Annotated in this window: 17 protein-coding genes and 1 tRNA gene; 9 read left to right on the forward strand and 9 right to left on the reverse strand. The window is 64.0% G+C overall.

What is annotated here, in order from left to right; translation table 11 throughout:
• Positions 1-26 precede the first annotated feature (26 nt).
• Together C4K40_RS01810 and C4K40_RS01815 are read left to right on the forward strand one after the other, a co-directional pair.
• A complete protein-coding gene (locus tag C4K40_RS01810; RefSeq protein ID WP_053132577.1) occupies positions 27-1,046 on the forward strand; it encodes a MerR family transcriptional regulator in 1,020 nt (339 codons plus the stop codon).
• A gap of 34 nt (positions 1,047-1,080) precedes the next feature.
• Entirely contained in the window at positions 1,081-1,605 is a 525-nt protein-coding gene (locus C4K40_RS01815; protein ID WP_053132574.1) for an ATP-binding protein, read from the forward strand.
• Positions 1,606-1,807: 202 nt separating this feature from the next.
• Here the strand turns inward: C4K40_RS01815 and C4K40_RS01820 are convergent.
• The 5 genes from C4K40_RS01820 to C4K40_RS01840 all read right to left on the reverse strand — a co-directional run bounded on the left by C4K40_RS01820 (position 1,808) and on the right by C4K40_RS01840 (position 6,022).
• Positions 1,808-1,883, reverse strand: a tRNA-Phe gene (locus C4K40_RS01820).
• A gap of 106 nt (positions 1,884-1,989) precedes the next feature.
• Complete coding sequence (locus C4K40_RS01825; protein ID WP_022639236.1) at positions 1,990-2,262, reverse strand: oxidative damage protection protein; 273 nt, start codon at positions 2,260-2,262, stop codon at positions 1,990-1,992.
• A complete protein-coding gene (gene mutY / locus C4K40_RS01830; protein ID WP_053132573.1) occupies positions 2,259-3,326 on the reverse strand; it encodes an A/G-specific adenine glycosylase in 1,068 nt (355 codons plus the stop codon). The genes C4K40_RS01825 and mutY overlap by 4 nt, the downstream gene beginning before the upstream one ends.
• Positions 3,323-5,542, reverse strand: coding sequence for an AsmA family protein (locus C4K40_RS01835; protein ID WP_053132570.1), 2,220 nt, complete (start codon positions 5,540-5,542; stop codon positions 3,323-3,325). Before C4K40_RS01835 ends, mutY begins: the two co-directional genes overlap by 4 nt.
• 81 nt (positions 5,543-5,623) lie before the next feature.
• On the reverse strand, positions 5,624-6,022 hold the full coding sequence (locus tag C4K40_RS01840; protein WP_053132567.1) for an acetyl-CoA sensor PanZ family protein: 399 nt from the start codon (positions 6,020-6,022) through the stop codon (positions 5,624-5,626).
• Between the two features lie 241 nt (positions 6,023-6,263).
• Here C4K40_RS01840 and C4K40_RS01845 point away from each other — a divergent pair, with 241 nt between their 5' ends.
• The 7 genes from C4K40_RS01845 (at position 6,264) to C4K40_RS01875 (ending at position 12,118) form a co-directional block, all read left to right on the forward strand.
• Positions 6,264-7,925: an OFA family MFS transporter gene (locus tag C4K40_RS01845; RefSeq protein WP_031319992.1), complete on the forward strand. Its 1,662-nt coding sequence runs from the start codon at positions 6,264-6,266 to the stop codon at positions 7,923-7,925.
• Between the two features lie 182 nt (positions 7,926-8,107).
• Positions 8,108-8,701 (forward strand): imidazoleglycerol-phosphate dehydratase HisB, encoded by a 594-nt coding sequence (hisB, locus tag C4K40_RS01850; RefSeq protein WP_010453482.1) that lies wholly within the window; start codon positions 8,108-8,110, stop codon positions 8,699-8,701.
• Positions 8,701-9,339 (forward strand): imidazole glycerol phosphate synthase subunit HisH, encoded by a 639-nt coding sequence (hisH, locus tag C4K40_RS01855; protein WP_053132565.1) that lies wholly within the window; start codon positions 8,701-8,703, stop codon positions 9,337-9,339. The genes hisB and hisH overlap by 1 nt, the downstream gene beginning before the upstream one ends.
• Entirely contained in the window at positions 9,340-9,600 is a 261-nt protein-coding gene (locus C4K40_RS01860; protein WP_053132563.1) for a DUF2164 domain-containing protein, read from the forward strand.
• Positions 9,601-9,703: 103 nt separating this feature from the next.
• Entirely contained in the window at positions 9,704-10,441 is a 738-nt protein-coding gene (hisA, locus tag C4K40_RS01865) for a 1-(5-phosphoribosyl)-5-[(5-phosphoribosylamino)methylideneamino]imidazole-4-carboxamide isomerase (protein WP_053132561.1), read from the forward strand.
• An 87-nt stretch (positions 10,442-10,528) separates the two neighbouring features.
• Complete coding sequence (gene hisF, locus C4K40_RS01870) at positions 10,529-11,299, forward strand: imidazole glycerol phosphate synthase subunit HisF (protein ID WP_022639244.1); 771 nt, start codon at positions 10,529-10,531, stop codon at positions 11,297-11,299.
• Between the two features lie 63 nt (positions 11,300-11,362).
• Positions 11,363-12,118: an ABC transporter substrate-binding protein gene (locus C4K40_RS01875; protein ID WP_022639245.1), complete on the forward strand. Its 756-nt coding sequence runs from the start codon at positions 11,363-11,365 to the stop codon at positions 12,116-12,118.
• A gap of 77 nt (positions 12,119-12,195) precedes the next feature.
• Here the strand turns inward: C4K40_RS01875 and C4K40_RS01880 are convergent, their stop codons facing one another.
• The 4 genes from C4K40_RS01880 to gpmI form a co-directional block, all read right to left on the reverse strand.
• Entirely contained in the window at positions 12,196-13,005 is an 810-nt protein-coding gene (locus tag C4K40_RS01880) for a divergent polysaccharide deacetylase family protein (protein WP_053132559.1), read from the reverse strand.
• Positions 13,006-13,103: 98 nt separating this feature from the next.
• A complete protein-coding gene (locus C4K40_RS01885; RefSeq protein ID WP_022639247.1) occupies positions 13,104-14,414 on the reverse strand; it encodes a S41 family peptidase in 1,311 nt (436 codons plus the stop codon).
• Positions 14,415-14,445: 31 nt separating this feature from the next.
• Positions 14,446-15,732: a murein hydrolase activator EnvC gene (locus C4K40_RS01890; protein ID WP_053132556.1), complete on the reverse strand. Its 1,287-nt coding sequence runs from the start codon at positions 15,730-15,732 to the stop codon at positions 14,446-14,448.
• A gap of 135 nt (positions 15,733-15,867) precedes the next feature.
• Positions 15,868-17,397 carry a 2,3-bisphosphoglycerate-independent phosphoglycerate mutase gene (gene gpmI / locus C4K40_RS01895; RefSeq protein ID WP_031319998.1) on the reverse strand — a complete coding sequence of 510 codons (1,530 nt, stop codon included), beginning with the start codon at positions 17,395-17,397 and terminating at the stop codon, positions 15,868-15,870.
• Positions 17,398-17,492: the final 95 nt, after the last annotated feature.

A 17,492-nucleotide genomic window follows, 5' to 3' on the forward strand; every position in this document is an offset into this window, starting at 1 on the left:
GCTCGGCGTAGGGAGGCAGATGAGGAATGTTGAAGATCGGTGAACTGGCTCTCAGGGCTGGCGTTACAGTGCGCACCTTGCATCATTACGATGGGCTGGGACTGCTTTCTCCATCCACACGCTCCAATGGCGGCAATCGGCTGTATTCAGAGGCCGACGCCGCTCGTTTGGGGCGTATCCAGGTGCTCAAGCAGGGCGGGCACTCGCTGGAGCAGATCAAGCAGATGCTGCAAGCGGACAACCTGTCTCCCGCAGAGCTCATTTCCCGGCAACTTGAATCCCTGGCTGCGCAGCAACGCCATATCGAGAAGCTGCGTGTGCGCCTGTTGAGGCTGAACCAGAAGATAGGCAAGGGCACCGTGCTTCTCGGCATCGACTGGATCGACATGCTGGAGATGCTGGCCCTGCAAGAGGAAGTCTTGTCCGCAAGCGATATCGCGGCCTTGCTGGCCGTCGAAGAGCGGCTGGATGATGTCGAGCGGGACTGGGAACTGCTGGTGGCCGACGTCCAGTCAGCCATCGCGGCGCAGACGCCAGGGCACAGTCCGCACGCACAAGCATTGGCCTGGCGCTGGATGCGTCTGGTGCATTTGACCGTCGCCGAGGATGCCGAGCTGGCCTTCAAGCTGACGGCGCTCCAGCGAAACTCCCGGCGAGCGCAGCAGCTCAACGGGATTCATGACGCCATGCTGGATTGGGTCATGGTGGCATTCGTCCATGCTCGAGCAGCGCTAATGGTCAACTACCTGACCCCCGCCGAGCAGCAAGACCTGACGCAGCGCCAACTCGAGCATCTTTGGCAGTGGCAGCCCTTGATCGCGCAGGCCCGCGAGCATCAGCGCAACGGCCTCGAAGCCGCATCCCCTGGTATGCAGGAGCTGGCTCGGCAGTGGCTGGGGTTGTTTCGTGCCTCCCATTACGGTGACGACCTGGAGCTTGAGCGCAAGGTGCGCCATGCCTACGCACAAGAACCTGGCTTGAGTGCATACACCGGCCTGAACGACTCGCTGGTGCATTTCATCAACCGCGCCCTGGCGCTGATCTAAATCGTGCCGCTGAACTTTCAATAAGGAATCGATCATGGAACACAGCGCTGTCCACCTGGTTTGCGGGCCCGTGGGAGCGGGCAAGTCCACTTATGCCCATGAACTCTCGAGCGGCGGTAGCGCCGTGGTTTTCTCCATGGATGTCTGGATGGCCAAGTTGTTTGCGCCTGACATCGCATCGGGCACCACTGTCCAGACAATGAACCCGGCATGGTTCGCCGAGCGAGTGGATCGTTGCGAGGCAGTCATCTACTCGATGGCTGCCGAGGTGTTGCGCTGTGGCGGCTCCGTCATCCTCGACCTGGGCTTTCTTCGTCGCCAGCGACGCGATACGGCGTACGCCTTTGCCGCCCGGCACGGCAGCCCGACCGTACTCCACTACGTCACCGCGGAAGCGGAAGCTCGGCGCGATCGGGTAGCGCGCCGCAATGAGCAGCGGGGGCAAACGTACGCCATGGAGGTCACCCCGCAGATGTTCGATTTCGCTGAAAGCGTATTCGAAGCCCCGCAGTCGGAGGAGCTGGCAGGTGCGCGGATGGTATTCACCGATCGTGAATAGGCGCAGGTTGTAGCGCGTTATCCACTGAGGCTGGCTATGGAGCGATGCGCTGGCTGATCACGGCATCGCTACCGTGCTGCGGGCGGGACTCCGGGCCGAATCGGCGGGGAAGAGTTGGCAAATCGTAGAAAGCAAAAAGCCCGCACTAGGCGGGCTTTTTGTGTGCTTTCAGGTGTGCTTGGCACCACCTGAAAACTGAAGGTGGTGCCCAGAGACGGAATCGAACCGCCGACACGGGGATTTTCAATCCCCTGCTCTACCGACTGAGCTATCTGGGCAACGGGGCGCATTAAACGGGTTTTTCAGGGGGGCGTCAAGCAAGTTTTGAAAAAAAGTTTAATTATTACCGCCGCTTACGATCCGACCCCCGAATTTGCAGCGGTTTCACTCCGCTGGCGGCACGTAACCTTCGGCCTTGGCGTATTCCTCGCCAGAGAAGTACTTGTCCATTTCCGCCTGGATGAACTTGCGATCCTCGGCGTTCATCATGTTCAAGCGCTTTTCGTTGATCAGCAGGGTCTGGTGCTTCTGCCAGTCGCCCCAGGCCTTGGCCGAGACGTGCTCGTAGATATCCTGGCCCTTGGCGCCCGGGTACGGCGGACGGTCCAGGCCTGGCAGTTCTTCTTGGTACTTGCGGCACATTACGGTGCGGGTCATGACGACTCTCCTGCATTCAATACTTCAGCCGCGCGTTTGAGCAGTGTCTTCACCGGGGCGGCAAGGCCCAGGCGCGGCGGGGTGGCGAGGTTATACCAGAGCCAGTCGGCCTCGGCGACGTGCAGGGCCGACTCTTCGACCCGGATCAGCCAGGGCTCGATGGCCAGCTGGAAGTGGCTGAAGGTGTGTACCAGAGCAGGCATCTGCTGTTGTTGACCCAGCTCCAGAGAGTGCTGCATGGCCAGGTGCTGGATGTCGTTCAGTCCATCGAGTTCCGGCAGGCTCCAGAGCCCGCCCCAGAGCCCGCTGGAGGGGCGTCGGTAAAGCAGGATGGCGCCTTCGCGGTTGGCCAGCATGGGCATCAGGGTGCGCTTCTGTGGCACCTCCTTGCGCGGCTTGGGCACCGGGTAGCGGGTCTCAAGGCCGAGCATGTGCGCCTCGCAGTGCCGCTCCAGGGGGCATAGCAGGCAGCTGGGCTTGCTACGGGTGCACAGGGTTGCCCCCAGGTCCATCATCGCCTGGGTGTAGTGGTTGACCCGCGAGTGGGGCGTGAAGCGTTCGGCGGCCGCCCATAGCTGCTTGGCCACCTTGGGTTCCCCCGGGTAGCCCTCCTGGGCGGTGAAGCGCGCCAGGACCCGCTTGACGTTGCCATCCAGGATCGGCGCCCGCAGGCCCATGCTGATGCTGGCGATGGCCCCGGCGGTCGAGAGCCCGATACCCGGCAGCTCGGTGAGTTTTTCCACGTCGCGGGGAAACTCGCCGCCATGCTCGGCCATCACGATCTTCGCGGTCTTCTGCAGGTTGCGTGCGCGGGTGTAGTAGCCCAGGCCGGTCCACAGGTGCAGCACTTCGTCTTCCGGTGCCTCGGCCAGGGCCTGTACCGTGGGCAGGGAGGCCATGAAGCGGTCGAAGTAGTTGAGCACGGTACTGACCTGGGTCTGCTGCAGCATGATCTCCGAGACCCAGACCCGATACGGGTTGATGTCCTGTTGCCAGGGCAGGTCGTGGCGCCCGTGACGGTCATACCAATCCAGCACCGCGCTGGAAAAAGCCTCGGCTCTCATCGCTTGAACAGCCCCTTGATCGCGTTCTTCAGTTCCGGGCTGACCTTGTCGCCGAGTTTCTCGTCGATCTTTTCCTTGAGTCGGTCGCCGGCCAGCTTGGCTGCGACTTGGCCCAGGCCGTCCTTGTCCAGGCGGCAGGCCTTGGCGCCCAGCTCCAGCGGGCCACGGCAACGCAGCGGCAGCTCGATGCCACGGAAGCGCTCGCCCACCTGGCAGGCCGGATCCGGGTTATCGCTCAGGTCGCCTTCGACGATGATGCCCACGCGATAATCCAGGCCCAGCACGCGCAGGTCGATGTCGCCGTTGCCGTTGACGGTCATGCCGGGGATGCGCACCTTCAGGTCCGGGTTGCTGGCCACGCCATTACGCAAGGTCAGGTTGCCCTTGAGCTCCTGGAACGGGGTGTCCTTGCCGCGCGGGGTACTGGTCAGGTTCTTGCGGTTAAGCACGGCGATACCCTGGCACAGCTGTTGCTCGATGCTGGCGTTGAGCAGCACACCGTTGTTGATGGCGAAGCTGGCGGTGCCGTTGAGGCTGTCGATCAGCGCTTTTTGGCTGTTGCCATTGCCAGTGAGGTTGCTGCTCAGGGTGACCAGGCCCTTGACCGGAGGATTCTGGCCCTGGTTTTCCAGGATGCGCTCCACCGGCACCCGGTTGATCCGGGTCTGCAGGTTCAGTTTCGGGGTGCTCTGGCGTACGTCCAGGGTGCCATTGGCCTCGAAGCTGCCGTTGAACAGCTCGCCGCGCAGGTTGGCGAGTTTCAGCAGGCCGCCCTGGCCGGAGGCCTTGAGCGCGGCATTCTGGATCGGCAGCTTGTCCAGGGTCAGTTGGCCGAAGTTCAGGTCGGCGTCGACATCGAGCTGGGCCAGGCGCTCCACCGGCAGCAGGCGGTCGGTGCTCCAGGCGCCCTTGGTCGGTGCGTCGGGCAGCGGCGTGGTGCCGCCCGCGGCAGCCGCCTCGCTACCCTGTACTTCGGCCTTGCGGGCCGCGGCGGCGCTGTTGGCTGCTGCGGACTTGGGCGGCAGGTAGCGGTCGACATTGAAGGTATCGGCCTTGAGCTGGGCGCGCAGGGCTTGCTTGGCGAAGTCCTCGATGGCCAGGCGGCCGCTGAAGCTGCTGTCGTCGAGCTTCAGGTTGAGATCTTCCAGGGCCAGGCTGGTGGGAGTGCCTTGCAGGCGACTGGCCAGCTCGACCTTGCTCAGGCTGCCCTCGGCCATGGCCGGCAGGGTCTGGCCGATGCTGTCGACGAACTTCGCCAGGTCGAACTGGGCGATGGAGATCCCGCCGCTGATCTGTGGCGTCTTTTCCAGGTCATTGACCTTGAGTTCGCCCAGGGCCCGCAGCTGGTTGAGGGAGAGCTTCAGCCCGGTCCACTGGCCGACGTTGGCGGCCTTGTCCAGCAGCAGCTGGCCCTGGGCGGAGAAGGTCAGGGTCTTGCCTTGCAACGGGTCGCCGGCCGCCTCGCCGGACAAGCGCATGTCCTCGAACTGATAGCGCTGCAGGGCGCGGTCGAAGCGCAGTTCGCCGTTGAGCTCGGTGCGCACGCGCACTGCCGGTTGGCTGCTGGCCAGGAAGGCGGTGAGCTTGACCGGAGTGTTGGTGGCTTCGTGGATCGGCCCGGTGCTGAGCTGGATGCTCTCGGCGGTGAACTGCTTGCCGGTCTGTTCGTCGTTGTATTCGACCCGAGCGTTGTTCACCGTCAGGCTGTCGATATCCAGGCGGATCGGCTGCGCGGGTTTTTCCGCGCTGGTCGCAGCCTCGCCGGTTTCGCCGGTGCTGGTGGCAGGCGTCTCGGCCTGGCGGTCGGCCGGCGCAGCCTTGCCGATGTCCTGCCAGTTGCCGTGACCGTCCTTGTCGCGGTTCAGGCGCAGGTTCAGGCCCTCGACCCGGACGTCGCTCATCTGTACTTCGCGGCGCAGCAATGGCAGCACGCGAACCGACAGGCCCAGCATCTGCAGGTCGGCGAAAGGCTGGGTGGGGTTGGCCAGGGTGGCCACCCCGGCATCGTGCAGTTCCAGGCCGAGCCAGGGGAACAGGCTCCAGCCGATGTCGCCATTGAGGGTCAGCTCGATGTGGGCCTTGTCCCGGGCGATCTGGCGGATTTCGTCTTTGTAGTCGTTGGGGTCGAACAGGTGGGTCAGGGCGAAGCCCAGAGCCACGATGATCAGTAACAGCCCGAGAATTACCAGACCCAGGATTTTGCCGAGCGCTTTCATGGGCGAGTCCTTGTATGTCGAATTCAAAATTTAGCGGGGCAGTATAACGCCCCGGACCTGGCGACTGTTGACCCAAACCGTCTACGGGTACTTGAGCTCCAGTCGCAGCTTGGCCGCCAGGGCCTGGGCCTCGAGATGCCCGGCCGGTGCCAGCAGGCAGAGGTTCGCCCCCTCGGTCCGGGCCATTTCCCGGGCCTGGCTCACCAGGCGTTCGGCCACGCCGCGGCGCCGGGTGATCTTGCGCACACAAAGGTGGGACAGGGACCAGCCGTCCGAGTGCCGTTGCAGATATCCGGCTCCCAGCAGGCGGTCGTTGAAGCGCGCCACCAGCAGGCTGGCCTCCCCCAGGGCATGGGCGATCAGTTGCGGGGCATCGGCATGGGGGGCGAACAGCCAGTCCGGGGCGTCCTGGTAGATCTTGCGCAGGTCCTGCTGGTCCTGGGGGCTGGCGTCGTGCAGCGCTTGGACAACGATGGGCATTGGGGTTCCTGGAGCGAGGGTGGGCGGCGACCACCAGAGCAGTCGCGGTAAAAAAGGAGATAGCAGTTTGCTTTCTTAATGTTTTGCAAATGGTAACCTCTGGCGGTTCGTCCGTCCTTCTGCGACTTAATGTCGCGCCTGCCCAAAGGGAGCTTTACTCAATCAGAACGACCGTGCCCTCGTGCCAAGGTCGTCGCAGGGGAGTGGCCGATGAACAATTCTAATAATTGGGGGAACATCCATGAGCTCTAGCAACGTGGCGGCCAGCGTGCCCGCCCAGCCGGCGTTCTTGTCCAAAGAACGCATCATCGCCAAGCCCGGTTTCAACCGCTGGCTGGTACCACCGGCCGCCCTGGCCATCCACCTGTGCATCGGCATGGCCTATGGCTTCTCGGTGTTCTGGCTGCCGCTGTCCAAGGCGCTGGGTATCAGCGCGCCGGTGGCTTGCGAGCCGGGCATGGGCTTCATCGCCCAGGTCTTCTCGTCCCAGTGTGACTGGCCGATCTCCATGCTCGGCTGGATCTACACCCTGTTCTTCATCTTCCTGGGCTGCTCGGCGGCGATCTGGGGCGGCTGGCTGGAGCACGCCGGTCCGCGCAAGGCTGGGGTGGTCTCCGCCCTGTGCTGGTGCGGCGGCCTGCTGATTTCCGCCCTGGGGGTCTATACCCACCAGATCTGGCTGATGTGGATCGGCTCCGGGGTGATCGGCGGGATCGGCCTGGGCCTGGGCTACATCTCCCCGGTGTCGACCCTGATCAAGTGGTTCCCGGACAAGCGCGGCATGGCCACCGGCATGGCGATCATGGGCTTCGGCGGCGGTGCGATGGTCGGTGCGCCCCTGGCGGCCGCGTTGATGAGCCACTTCGCTACCCCCACCAGCGTCGGCGTCTGGCAGAGCTTCCTGGTGATGGCCGCGATCTACTTCGTGTTCATGATCGGCGGCGCCCTGGCGTATCGCGTACCGCCCACCGGCTGGAAGCCCGAGGGCTGGAACGCGCCGGCGAAAAAAGCCGGTAACGCGATGATCACCCACCGCCACGTGCATGTGAACGTGGCCTGGAAGACCCCGCAGTTCCGCCTGGTGTGGCTGGTGCTGTGCCTTAACGTGTCGGCCGGTATCGGCATCCTCGGCATGGCCTCGCCACTGCTGCAGGAAGTGTTCGCCGGCAAACTGCTGGGCAACGGCCTGAGCTTCAGCCAGCTGGACGCCGGGCAACTGGCGCAGATCGCCGCCATCGCCGCCGGCTTCACCGGACTGCTGAGCCTGTTCAACATCGGTGGCCGGTTCTTCTGGGCGTCGTTCTCCGACTACCTGGGCCGCAAGAACACCTACTTCGTGTTCTTCGCCCTGGGCTTTGCCCTGTATGCGCTGATCCCGAACCTCGGCCACCTGGGCAACATCGCCCTGTTCGTGGCGGCGTTCTGCATCATCCTGTCGATGTACGGCGGCGGTTTCGCCACGGTCCCGGCCTACCTGGCGGACCTGTTCGGTACCCAGATGGTGGGCGCGATCCACGGCCGCTTGCTGACGGCCTGGGCGGCCGCCGGCGTGCTGGGCCCGGTGCTGGTGAACTACCTGCGCGAATACCAGCTGAGCATCGGCGTCGAGCGCGCCGCGGCCTATGACATCACCCTGTACATCCTCGCGGGCCTGCTGGTGCTGGGCTTCCTGTGCAACCTGATGGTGCGCCCGGTGGCCGACAAGTACTTCATGACCGACGAGCAACTGGCGGCCGAGCAGGCCCTGGGCCATGACAAGGGCGCCGACAGCAGCGTCGTCCTGGAGTGGAAGGCTTCGCCTGGCAGCAAGCCGCTGGTGATCGCCGCCTGGCTGGTGGTGGGCATCCCCCTGGCATGGGGCGTGTGGATAACCCTGCAGAAGACCGCAGTGCTGTTCCACTAGGATCCTGCCTGGCGCGGGAGCGAGGTCGCTCGCTTTCGCGCCCGGGGTTGCTTGTCATGACAGGTACAACCCCGCAGCCATTGGTTCGCGCCCGTCAGGATGTCGTTCGACGTGTTCCTGTTTGGCCCTCCCCGGGCCTATACTGCTCGCCTTTTTCGCCCAATGATTTTGCGGAGCTGGTGATGGCCGAACGTAAGGCATCTGTCGAGCGCGACACTCTGGAAACCCAGATCAAAGCCTCGATCAACCTGGATGGCACCGGAAAGGCCCGATTCGATATCGGCGTACCTTTCCTCGAGCACATGCTGGACCAGATCGCCCGGCATGGGCTGATCGACCTGGATATCGAAAGCAAGGGCGACCTGCATATCGACGATCACCACACCGTGGAAGACGTCGGCATTACCCTGGGCCAGGCGTTCAGCAAGGCCATCGGCGACAAGAAAGGCATCCGCCGCTATGGCCATGCCTATGTGCCGCTGGATGAAGCCCTGTCCCGCGTGGTGATCGATTTCTCCGGCCGTCCCGGCCTGCAGATGCACGTGCCCTTCACCCGTGCCACCGTCGGCGGCTTCGATGTCGACCTGTTCCAGGAATTCTTCCAGGGCTTCGTCAACCACGCCAACGTGACCCTGCACATCGACACCCTGCGCGGCCACAACACCCACCACCAGATCGAGACCGTGTTCAAGGCCTTCGGTCGTGCGCTGCGCATGGCGGTGGAGCTGGACGAGCGCATGGCCGGGCAGATGCCTTCCACCAAGGGCGTGCTGTAATGCAGACGGTAGCCGTCATCGACTACGGCATGGGCAACCTGCACTCCGTGGCCAAGGCCCTGGAGCACGTGGGCGCCGGCAAGGTGCTGATCACCAGCGACGCCAGCGTGATCCGCGAAGCCGATCGGGTGGTGTTTCCCGGCGTGGGCGCAATCCGCGACTGCATGGCCGAGATCCGCCGCCTGGGCTTCGACGCCCTGGTGCGTGAAGTCAGCCAGGACCGTCCGTTCCTGGGGATCTGCGTGGGCATGCAAGCCCTGCTGGAGCGCAGCGAAGAGAACGACGGCGTGGACTGCATCGGGCTGTTTCCCGGCCAGGTGAAGTTCTTCGGCAAGGGCCTGGTGGAAGAGGGCGAGCACCTCAAGGTGCCGCACATGGGCTGGAACGAAGTGAAGCAGGCGGTGGACCATCCGCTGTGGCACAGCATCCCGGACCTGGCGCGCTTCTACTTCGTGCACAGCTACTACATCACCGCCGGCAATGCCCGACAGGTGGTGGGCAGCGGCCACTACGGCGTGGACTTCGCCGCGGCGCTGGCCGAGGGCTCGCGCTTTGCCGTGCAGTTCCACCCGGAGAAGAGCCATACCCATGGCCTGCAGCTGCTGCAGAACTTCGCGGCCTGGGACGGTCGCTGGTAAATGAACAGGTCGCGGACCAAGGCGCCGATACTGACGCTGACCCCCGAGCAGGAGCGCGAGGCGCTCGACAAGCTCAAACGCTTGCTCGAAGACCGCTTCGACCTGCAGCTGGGGTCGTTCGAGGTGGCCGAGGTCCTCGAGTTGTTCAGCAAGGAAATTGCCCCCCACTACTACAACAGGGCGATTGCCGATGTTCAGCTGCACCTCAAGGAGCGGTTCGAGAGCATCGAAAGCGACCTGTGGGCGCTCGAGAAGAATTAAGGCAGCGGCCAGCTTCCAGGCTGCAAGCTGCAAGAAATACCAATGCGTGCCTGCTTGCAGCTAACAGCTTGCAGCTTGCAGCTCTTTTGACGAAGGAAAAAGCATGCTGATCATTCCCGCAATCGACCTCAAAGACGGTGCCTGCGTGCGCCTGCGCCAGGGTCGCATGGAAGACTCCACCGTATTCTCCGACGACCCGGTGAGCATGGCCGCCAAATGGGTCGAGGGTGGCTGCCGCCGCCTGCACCTGGTTGACCTCAACGGTGCCTTCGAGGGCCAGCCGGTCAACGGTGAGGTGGTTACCGCCATCGCCAAGCGCTACCCGAACCTGCCGATCCAGATCGGCGGTGGCATCCGTTCGCTGGAAACCATCGAGCACTACGTCAAGGCTGGCGTCAGCTACGTGATCATCGGCACCAAGGCGGTGAAGGAGCCGGAGTTCGTCGCCGAGGCCTGCCGCGCCTTCCCGGGCAAGGTCATCGTCGGCCTGGACGCCAAGGACGGTTTCGTCGCCACCGATGGCTGGGCCGAAGTCAGCTCGGTACAGGTCATCGACCTGGCCAAGCGTTTCGAGGCCGATGGCGTCTCGGCGATCGTCTACACCGACATCGCCAAGGACGGCATGATGCAGGGCTGCAACGTGCCCTTCACCAAGGCCCTGGCCGAAGCCACCTCGATCCCGGTGATCGCCTCCGGCGGCATCCACAACCTGGGTGACATCCAGGCCCTGCTGGACGCCAAGACGCCAGGAATCATCGGCGCCATCACGGGCCGGGCGATCTACGAGGGCACGCTGGATGTGGCAGAGGCTCAGGCGTTCTGCGACAGCTACAAGCCGTAAGCTGCAAGCTGCAAGTTAAAAGCGCGGCCTCGGCCTGCTCTTACTTGCAGCTTGAAGCTTGAAGCTTCTTAATCGGAGATTAAGTCTATGGCGCTAGCCAAGCGCATCATCCCTTGCCTGGACGTGGACAACGGCCGGGTAGTGAAGGGCGTCAAGTTCGAGAACATCCGCGATGCCGGCGATCCGGTGGAGATCGCCCGGCGCTACGATGAACAGGGTGCCGACGAAATCACTTTCCTGGACATCACCGCTAGCGTCGATGGCCGTGATACCACCTTGCATACCGTCGAGCGCATGGCCAGCCAGGTGTTCATCCCGCTGACCGTGGGCGGTGGCGTGCGTACCGTGCAAGACATCCGCAACCTGCTCAATGCCGGTGCGGACAAGGTCTCGATCAACACCGCCGCGGTGTTCAACCCGGAGTTCGTGGGCGAGGCTGCGCAGCACTTCGGTTCCCAGTGCATCGTGGTCGCCATCGATGCCAAGAAGGTTTCCGGCCCGGGCGAAGAGCCGCGCTGGGAAATCTTCACCCATGGCGGGCGCAAGCCCACCGGGCTGGACGCGGTGGAGTGGGCGAAGAAGATGGAGGGCCTGGGGGCCGGCGAGATCCTGCTGACCAGCATGGACCAGGACGGCATGAAGAACGGCTTCGACCTGGGCGTCACCCGAGCCATCAGCGATGCCCTGGGTATCCCGGTGATCGCCTCCGGCGGTGTCGGCAACCTGCAGCATTTGGCTGATGGCATCATCGAGGGCCACGCCAGCGCCGTGCTGGCGGCCAGCATCTTCCACTTCGGCGAGTACACCGTTCCCGAGGCCAAGGCCTACATGGCCCAGCGCGGGATCGTGGTGCGATAGCCACTGGACAGCATGGCGGGCTCGCGGCACTCTTGAGTTCGCCATGGTTCCTGGTAACCCGTCATGCTCAAACGTCTTCTTGTGGTTGTCGCCAGCGCCGGTTTTCTGCTCGGTGGCCTCGCCCGCGCCGCCGAACCCGCCGACACCTCCCTGGTGTTGCTGACGGAAAACTTCCCTCCCTACAACATGGCCATCAACGGCAAGAATTTCGCCCAGGGCGAGAATATCAACGGTATCGCCGTGGATATCGTCCGTGAGATGTGCAAGCGCGCCGGCATCAACTACAGCCTGACCCTGCGCTTTCCCTGGGAACGCATCTACAAGATGGCCCTGGAGCAGCCGGGTTATGGCGTGTTCGTCACGGCCCGGCTGCCGGACCGCGAGCCGTTGTTCAAGTGGGTCGGCCCCATCGGCCCGGACGACTGGATCATGCTGGCCAAGGCCGGCAGCAAGATCACCCTCGAATCCCTGGAGCAGGCGCGCAAGTACAAGATCGGCGCCTACAAGGGCGATGCCATCGCCGAGACCCTGGCCAAGCAGGGCCTGGCCCCGCAAGTGGTACTGCGTGACCAGGACAACGCCAGGAAGCTGGTGGCGGGGCAGATCGATCTCTGGGCCACCGGTGATCCCGCCGGGCGCTACCTGGCCAAGCAGGAAGGCATCACCGGCCTCAAGACGGTGCTGCGTTTCAACAGCGCCGAACTGTACCTGGCCTTGAACAAGGACGTATCCGACGAGGTGGTAGCCAAGCTCCAGGCGGCCCTGGACGAGATGCGCAAGGAAGGCCTGGTGGAAGAGATCATGGGCCGCTACCTCTAGATCAGCGGCAAGCTACAAGTAACAGCAGATCGGTGGCGCTTTGGCTTGTAGCTTGAGGCTTGCCGCTTAGCGCTGCCCTATCTGTACTTGCCGTTCTTGCCATGCCCGCTCATGGCCTGGTTGCTGCGCAGGCTGATCATCGACTTGATATCGATCCACTCGATGCCCTGGGCCTTGAGCTTGGGCAGTTCGCGCTCCAGCACCGCCAGGGTCTGCGGATACGGGTGGCCGATCATCACCGCCGAGCCCTGCTTGTGTGCCAGCTTGATTGCCGTCTGCAACTGCTGGGCAATCGCCGGCTCGGTACGTTCATCGTCGAGGAACACATCCCGGGAAACGCTGGCCAGGCCGATCTTCTGCGCCTCGGCGGCGGCCACGGTCTGGGCACTGGTGCGGCTGTCGACGAAGAACTTGTTGCGCCGTTGCAGCTCGCCCATGAGCCAGGCCATGGCCGGTCGCTGGGACGTCATGCGGCTGCCCATGTGGTTGTTGATACCACTGGTGTAGGGCACGGCCTGGAACGCCGCTTCCAGGCGCTTCTGCAGTTCTTCCTGCGGCAGCTCCGGGTGCCAGGCGAAGGGCCCGGTGGCTGGGTCCATGGGCATGTGCAGGATGACGATCTTGCCCGCGCGGTGGGCTTCCCGGGCGAATTCGGCAGCGTGGGGCGTATCGGGCATGATCGCCGTGGTCACCGGGCCGGGTAGACCCAGCACGCGGCGATCGCGGGGCAGGTTCTGGCCCAGGTCGTCGATGATCAGGCTCAGGTAGGCCTTGGGCGCCTGTGGGGTGGCGGCCTGGGCCGGGAGGCAGCAGAGCAGGGCCAGCAGCAGGCCGCCGAACAGCCTGGAGAGCGGCTGGCGGCTGTGCGTCGAAGGAAAGTGCAGCATGGGAATCAGCAATGGCCTTGGCAGTGGGACGCCCTGGCGGACGCTTCGCCGGCTAGCCGGCTCCCTGCTTGGGAGTCGGCCGGCCGGCGAGGGTTCAATCATTTTCCGCGGGTGATGCTCAAGCCCTTGAGCAGGCTCAGGGCCTGGGCCAGCTGGTAATCGTCGTCCTGCGGCATCGGCTTGGCCTTGCCGCTCGAGCCGCTTGGCTTGTCGGCGCCGCCGTTGCCGTTGCCCAGGTGGCCCTGGAGGTCGGCTTCCTTGAAGTACTCGCCGTCCTGGGACTCGCTGGTGATCTTGGCGCGGCGCACCTCGATGTCCGGGACGATGCCCTGGGCCTGGATCGAGCGGCCATTGGGGGTGAAGTACAGCGCGGTGGTGATCTTCAGGGCGCGATCGTTGTTCAGCGGCAGCACGGTCTGTACCGAGCCCTTGCCGAAGCTGGTGGTACCCATCAGCACGGCGCGCTTCTGGTCCTGCAGGGCGCCGGCGACGATCTCCGAGGCCGAGGCGCTGCCGCCGTTGATCAACACCACCATGGGCACGGCTTCGCTCTCGTCCTTGCCGGTGGCGGAGAAGCGCAGCTCGGAATTGGCGATCCGGCCCTTGGTGTAGACGATCAGGCCCTTGGTGATGAAGTGGTCGACCACTTCCACCGCCGCCTGCAGCACGCCGCCCGGGTTGTTGCGCAGGTCGAGGATGATGCCGTTGAGCTTCTTGCCGTTGTCCTTGCGCAGCTTGGCCAGGGCCTTGGAGACTTCCTCGCCGGTCTTGACCTGGAACTGGGTGATGCGGATGTAGCCATAGCCGGACTCCAGCAACTGGCTCTTCACGCTCTTGACCTGGATGGTGGCGCGGGCCAGGGTCACGTCGAATGGCGTGCCACCGTCGCGGACCAGGGTCAGGGTGATCTTCTGGCCGATCTTGCCGCGCATCTTGTCCACGGCCTCGGTCATGGTCTGGCCGCGGGTCGGCTGGCCGTTGATCTTGACGATCAGGTCACCGGCCTGGATTCCGGCCTTGGAGGCCGGGGTATCGTCGATCGGCGACACCACCTTGATGAAGCCGTCTTCGGCGCCGACCTCGATGCCCAGGCCGCCGAATTCGCCGCTGGTGCTTTCCTGCAGTTCGGCGAAGTCTTCCGGCCCCAGGTAGGACGAGTGCGGGTCGAGGTTGCTGAGCATGCCCTTGATGGCGTTTTCCAGCAGGGTCTTGTCATCGACAGGTTCGACATACGCGGCCTTGATGCGGTCCATCACCTCGGCGAAGGTGCGCAGTTCTTCCAGCGGCAAGGGCGCCTTGGTGGTCGCGGCGCTGGTCGCCTGGGCGGTTTCGGCGGCGAACGCCAGGGGCGCGCCGATCACCAGGGCGATCGTCAGGGCCAGCGAGGTAAGGCGGGACAAATGCAGCATGTCGAACGAACTCCTAATTTAGATGCAGCGCTTATCCTTGCGCGTGGCACCACTGTGCCGGGTCGCTGGGGCGGCCCTGCTGACGAATTGCAAAGTACAGCGCAGGAGTGTCCTGTCCGCCACTATTACCCACTGTGGAGATGGACTCTCCGGCCTTGACCACGTCGCCAGCTTCCTTGAGCAGCGTCTGGTTGTGTCCGTAGAGGCTCAGGTAGCCGTTGCCGTGGTCGAGGATCACCAGTAGCCCGGCACCGCGCAGCCAGTCGGCGAATACCACCCGGCCCCCATGCACGGCATGGACCTGGCTGCCGGCGGCAGCGCTGATCATCACCCCGTCCCACTTGGAGCGGGCATCGTCGCCACGAGTTTCACCAAAGCGTGCCAGCAATCGACCATCGACTGGCCATGGAAGTTTGCCCCGTGCCGAAGCGAATGCTCCGCCATAGGACGGCCCACCGCTGGAAACCAGTGCCCCAGGGGTGGAGTGGACCGGCTTGCGCGGCGCATCGCTGGTGTCGGCCTGGGCTTCACGCAAGCGCTTTTTTTCGGCTTCCTGCTGGGCGATCAGCGCTTTCTGGCGCGCCTCTTCCGCCTCGCGAGCCTGGCGTGCCAGGGTTTCCTCGATGGTCTTGAGAACCTTGCCCAGGTCGGCCTGGTCCTGTTCGCGCTGCTGCAGCTTCTGGTCCCGGGCCTTGACGTCGTCGTTGAGCTTGGCCAGGGCCAGCTGGCGCTCCTTGCGGACCTTGGCCAGTTCTTCGCGCTGGGTGTCGAGGCTGCTTTTCTGCACCAGCAACTGGGCCTGCTGCAGGGAAATTTCCTTTTCCACGTTGGCCAGCTGGCGCAGGGTCTCGTTGAAGTTCTTCAACTGCTCCAGGCGGGCCTGGCTCAGGTAGTCGTAATAGGTGAGGGTACGGGCGAATTTTTCCGGATTCTGCTGGTTCAGCAGCAGCTTGAGGTATTCCTGGCGCCCGTTCTGATAGGCCGCGCGGGCCTGGATGGCGATCAGTCGCTGTTGTTCAGTGCGCGCGCTCTGGAGTTTTTTTTTCTCCTCATCGAGTCGCTGCAGCTCGGATTCGCTTTTCTTCAGCTCTTTCTGCAAGGCCTCGACCTGCTTCTCCAGCTTGCCCATCTCGGTCTCGGTACCGCGCAGCTCCTTCTGTACTCCGGACTTTTCTTCCTGAAGCTTGCCCAGCAGTTTCTTCAGCTCGGCAATGTCCTGACGCGTGGCGTCCAACTGTTGTTGGGTTTGCGCGCGCTCATCGGCGAAAGCCGGTTGGAGCAGGCAGGTCAGGGCAAGGGCAATCAAGGCGCGAAGCATAGAGGCGGGCGACACCAGGGAAAGGGACGGCCTAGTATGCCCGCCCATCGCCGCAAAAAAAACGCCTCAAAGCCAACTGCTTTGAGGCGTTCGTCATAAAAGGCCGTTTGCGGCCAATTATTGGGCCATTTGCTATCAGACCAGGATCGATTTACCGGTCATTTCCGCAGGTTGCGGCAGGCCCAGCAGCTTGAGCATGGTTGGCGCCACATCCGCCAGGACGCCGCCTTCACGGACCTTCAGCGGCCGCTTGCCGACATAGATGAAGGGCACCGGCTCGGTGGTGTGGGCGGTGTGGGCCTGGCCGGTGGTTTCGTCGGACATCTGCTCGACATTGCCGTGGTCGGCGGTGATCAGCGCTTCGCCACCGACCTTCTCCAGGGCGTCGACGATGCGCCCGACGCACAGGTCCAGGCATTCGACGGCTTTCACTGCGGCGTCGAACACACCGCTATGGCCGACCATGTCGCCGTTGGCGTAGTTGACGATGATCACGTCATAGCGCTGGTGCTCGATGGCGTCGACGATCTTGTCGGTGACTTCCGGGGCGCTCATTTCCGGCTGCAGGTCGTAGGTAGCGACCTTCGGCGACGGGATCAGGATGCGTTCCTCACCCGGGAACGGCTCTTCGCGGCCGCCGGAGAAGAAGAAGGTCACGTGGGCGTACTTCTCGGTCTCGGCGATGCGCAGCTGGGTCTTGCCGTTCTTGGCCAGGTAGTCGCCCAGCACGTTTTCCAGGCTGCTGGGGGCGAAGGCCGCCGGGGCCGGGATGCTCGCCGCGTACTGGGTGAGCATGACGAAACCGGCCAGTTTCGGCTGGCGCGCACGCTCGAACTCCTGGAAGTCGTCCTCGACGAAGACCCGGCTCAGCTCGCGGGCCCGGTCGGCGCGGAAGTTCATGAATACCACGGCATCGCCGTCCTCGACCTTGACCGGCTCGCCGATGGTGGTGGCCTTGACGAATTCGTCGCTCTCATCGCGCGCGTAGGCCGCTTGCAGGCCTTCCTGGGCGCTGGCGGCGCTGAACTGGCCCTGGCCCTCGACGATCAGGTTGTAGGCCTGGGCCACGCGGTCCCAGCGGTTGTCGCGGTCCATGGCGAAGTAGCGGCCGATCAGGCTGGCGATACGGCCCTTGCCCAGGGTCTTGAAGGTTTCGTCCAGCAGTTCGATGGACGACTGGGCGCTCTTGGGCGGAGTGTCGCGACCGTCGAGGAAGGCGTGCAGGTAGATTTTCTCGGCGCCACGCTTGAAGGCCAGCTCGGCCATGGCCACCAGGTGGTCCTGGTGGCTGTGCACGCCGCCGTCCGACAGCAGGCCGAGGATATGGACCGCCTTGCCGGCAGCCACGGCCTTGTCCACGGCGGCGCAGATGGTCGGATTCTCGAAGAATTCGCCGTCGCGGATGGCCTTGGTCACCCGGGTGAAGTCCTGGTACACCACGCGGCCGGCCCCGAGGTTCATGTGGCCGACCTCGGAGTTGCCCATCTGGCCGTCCGGCAGGCCGACATCCATGCCCGAGCCCGAGATCAGGCCGTTGGGCACGCTGGCGCACAGGCGATCCAGGACAGGCTTGTTGGCGGCATAGACGGCGTTGGATTCGTGGCTCTCGCTGTGACCGAAGCCATCCAGAATCATCAGGACCAAAGGTTTAGGCGTGGTAGTCATGGCGTCCACTCGTGGCTGGAAAAGGAGGTGTTGAAAAAGGGAGTGGCAGTTTAAAGGCAAGTTCCATCGGCGTCACCGCCGGGCGGGGTTTGGCC

This window comes from Pseudomonas sp. CMR5c (genome assembly GCF_003850545.1).
GTDB classification, from domain to species: domain Bacteria; phylum Pseudomonadota; class Gammaproteobacteria; order Pseudomonadales; family Pseudomonadaceae; genus Aquipseudomonas; species Aquipseudomonas piscis.

What these genes read in the sequence shown, in the direction of transcription:
- C4K40_RS01810 (WP_053132577.1), top strand. Translation starts at nt 27, where the DNA reads ATGTTGAAGATCGGTGAACTGGCTCTCAGGGCTGGCGTTACAGTGCGC.
- C4K40_RS01815 (WP_053132574.1), top strand. Translation starts at nt 1,081, where the DNA reads ATGGAACACAGCGCTGTCCACCTGGTTTGCGGGCCCGTGGGAGCGGGC.
- C4K40_RS01825 (WP_022639236.1), bottom strand. Translation starts at nt 2,262, where the DNA reads ATGACCCGCACCGTAATGTGCCGCAAGTACCAAGAAGAACTGCCAGGC.
- mutY (WP_053132573.1), bottom strand. Translation starts at nt 3,326, where the DNA reads ATGAGAGCCGAGGCTTTTTCCAGCGCGGTGCTGGATTGGTATGACCGT.
- C4K40_RS01835 (WP_053132570.1), bottom strand. Translation starts at nt 5,542, where the DNA reads ATGAAAGCGCTCGGCAAAATCCTGGGTCTGGTAATTCTCGGGCTGTTA.
- C4K40_RS01840 (WP_053132567.1), bottom strand. Translation starts at nt 6,022, where the DNA reads ATGCCCATCGTTGTCCAAGCGCTGCACGACGCCAGCCCCCAGGACCAG.
- C4K40_RS01845 (WP_031319992.1), top strand. Translation starts at nt 6,264, where the DNA reads ATGAGCTCTAGCAACGTGGCGGCCAGCGTGCCCGCCCAGCCGGCGTTC.
- hisB (WP_010453482.1), top strand. Translation starts at nt 8,108, where the DNA reads ATGGCCGAACGTAAGGCATCTGTCGAGCGCGACACTCTGGAAACCCAG.
- hisH (WP_053132565.1), top strand. Translation starts at nt 8,701, where the DNA reads ATGCAGACGGTAGCCGTCATCGACTACGGCATGGGCAACCTGCACTCC.
- C4K40_RS01860 (WP_053132563.1), top strand. Translation starts at nt 9,340, where the DNA reads ATGAACAGGTCGCGGACCAAGGCGCCGATACTGACGCTGACCCCCGAG.
- hisA (WP_053132561.1), top strand. Translation starts at nt 9,704, where the DNA reads ATGCTGATCATTCCCGCAATCGACCTCAAAGACGGTGCCTGCGTGCGC.
- hisF (WP_022639244.1), top strand. Translation starts at nt 10,529, where the DNA reads ATGGCGCTAGCCAAGCGCATCATCCCTTGCCTGGACGTGGACAACGGC.
- C4K40_RS01875 (WP_022639245.1), top strand. Translation starts at nt 11,363, where the DNA reads ATGCTCAAACGTCTTCTTGTGGTTGTCGCCAGCGCCGGTTTTCTGCTC.
- C4K40_RS01880 (WP_053132559.1), bottom strand. Translation starts at nt 13,005, where the DNA reads ATGCTGCACTTTCCTTCGACGCACAGCCGCCAGCCGCTCTCCAGGCTG.
- C4K40_RS01885 (WP_022639247.1), bottom strand. Translation starts at nt 14,414, where the DNA reads ATGCTGCATTTGTCCCGCCTTACCTCGCTGGCCCTGACGATCGCCCTG.
- C4K40_RS01890 (WP_053132556.1), bottom strand. Translation starts at nt 15,732, where the DNA reads ATGCTTCGCGCCTTGATTGCCCTTGCCCTGACCTGCCTGCTCCAACCG.
- gpmI (WP_031319998.1), bottom strand. Translation starts at nt 17,397, where the DNA reads ATGACTACCACGCCTAAACCTTTGGTCCTGATGATTCTGGATGGCTTC.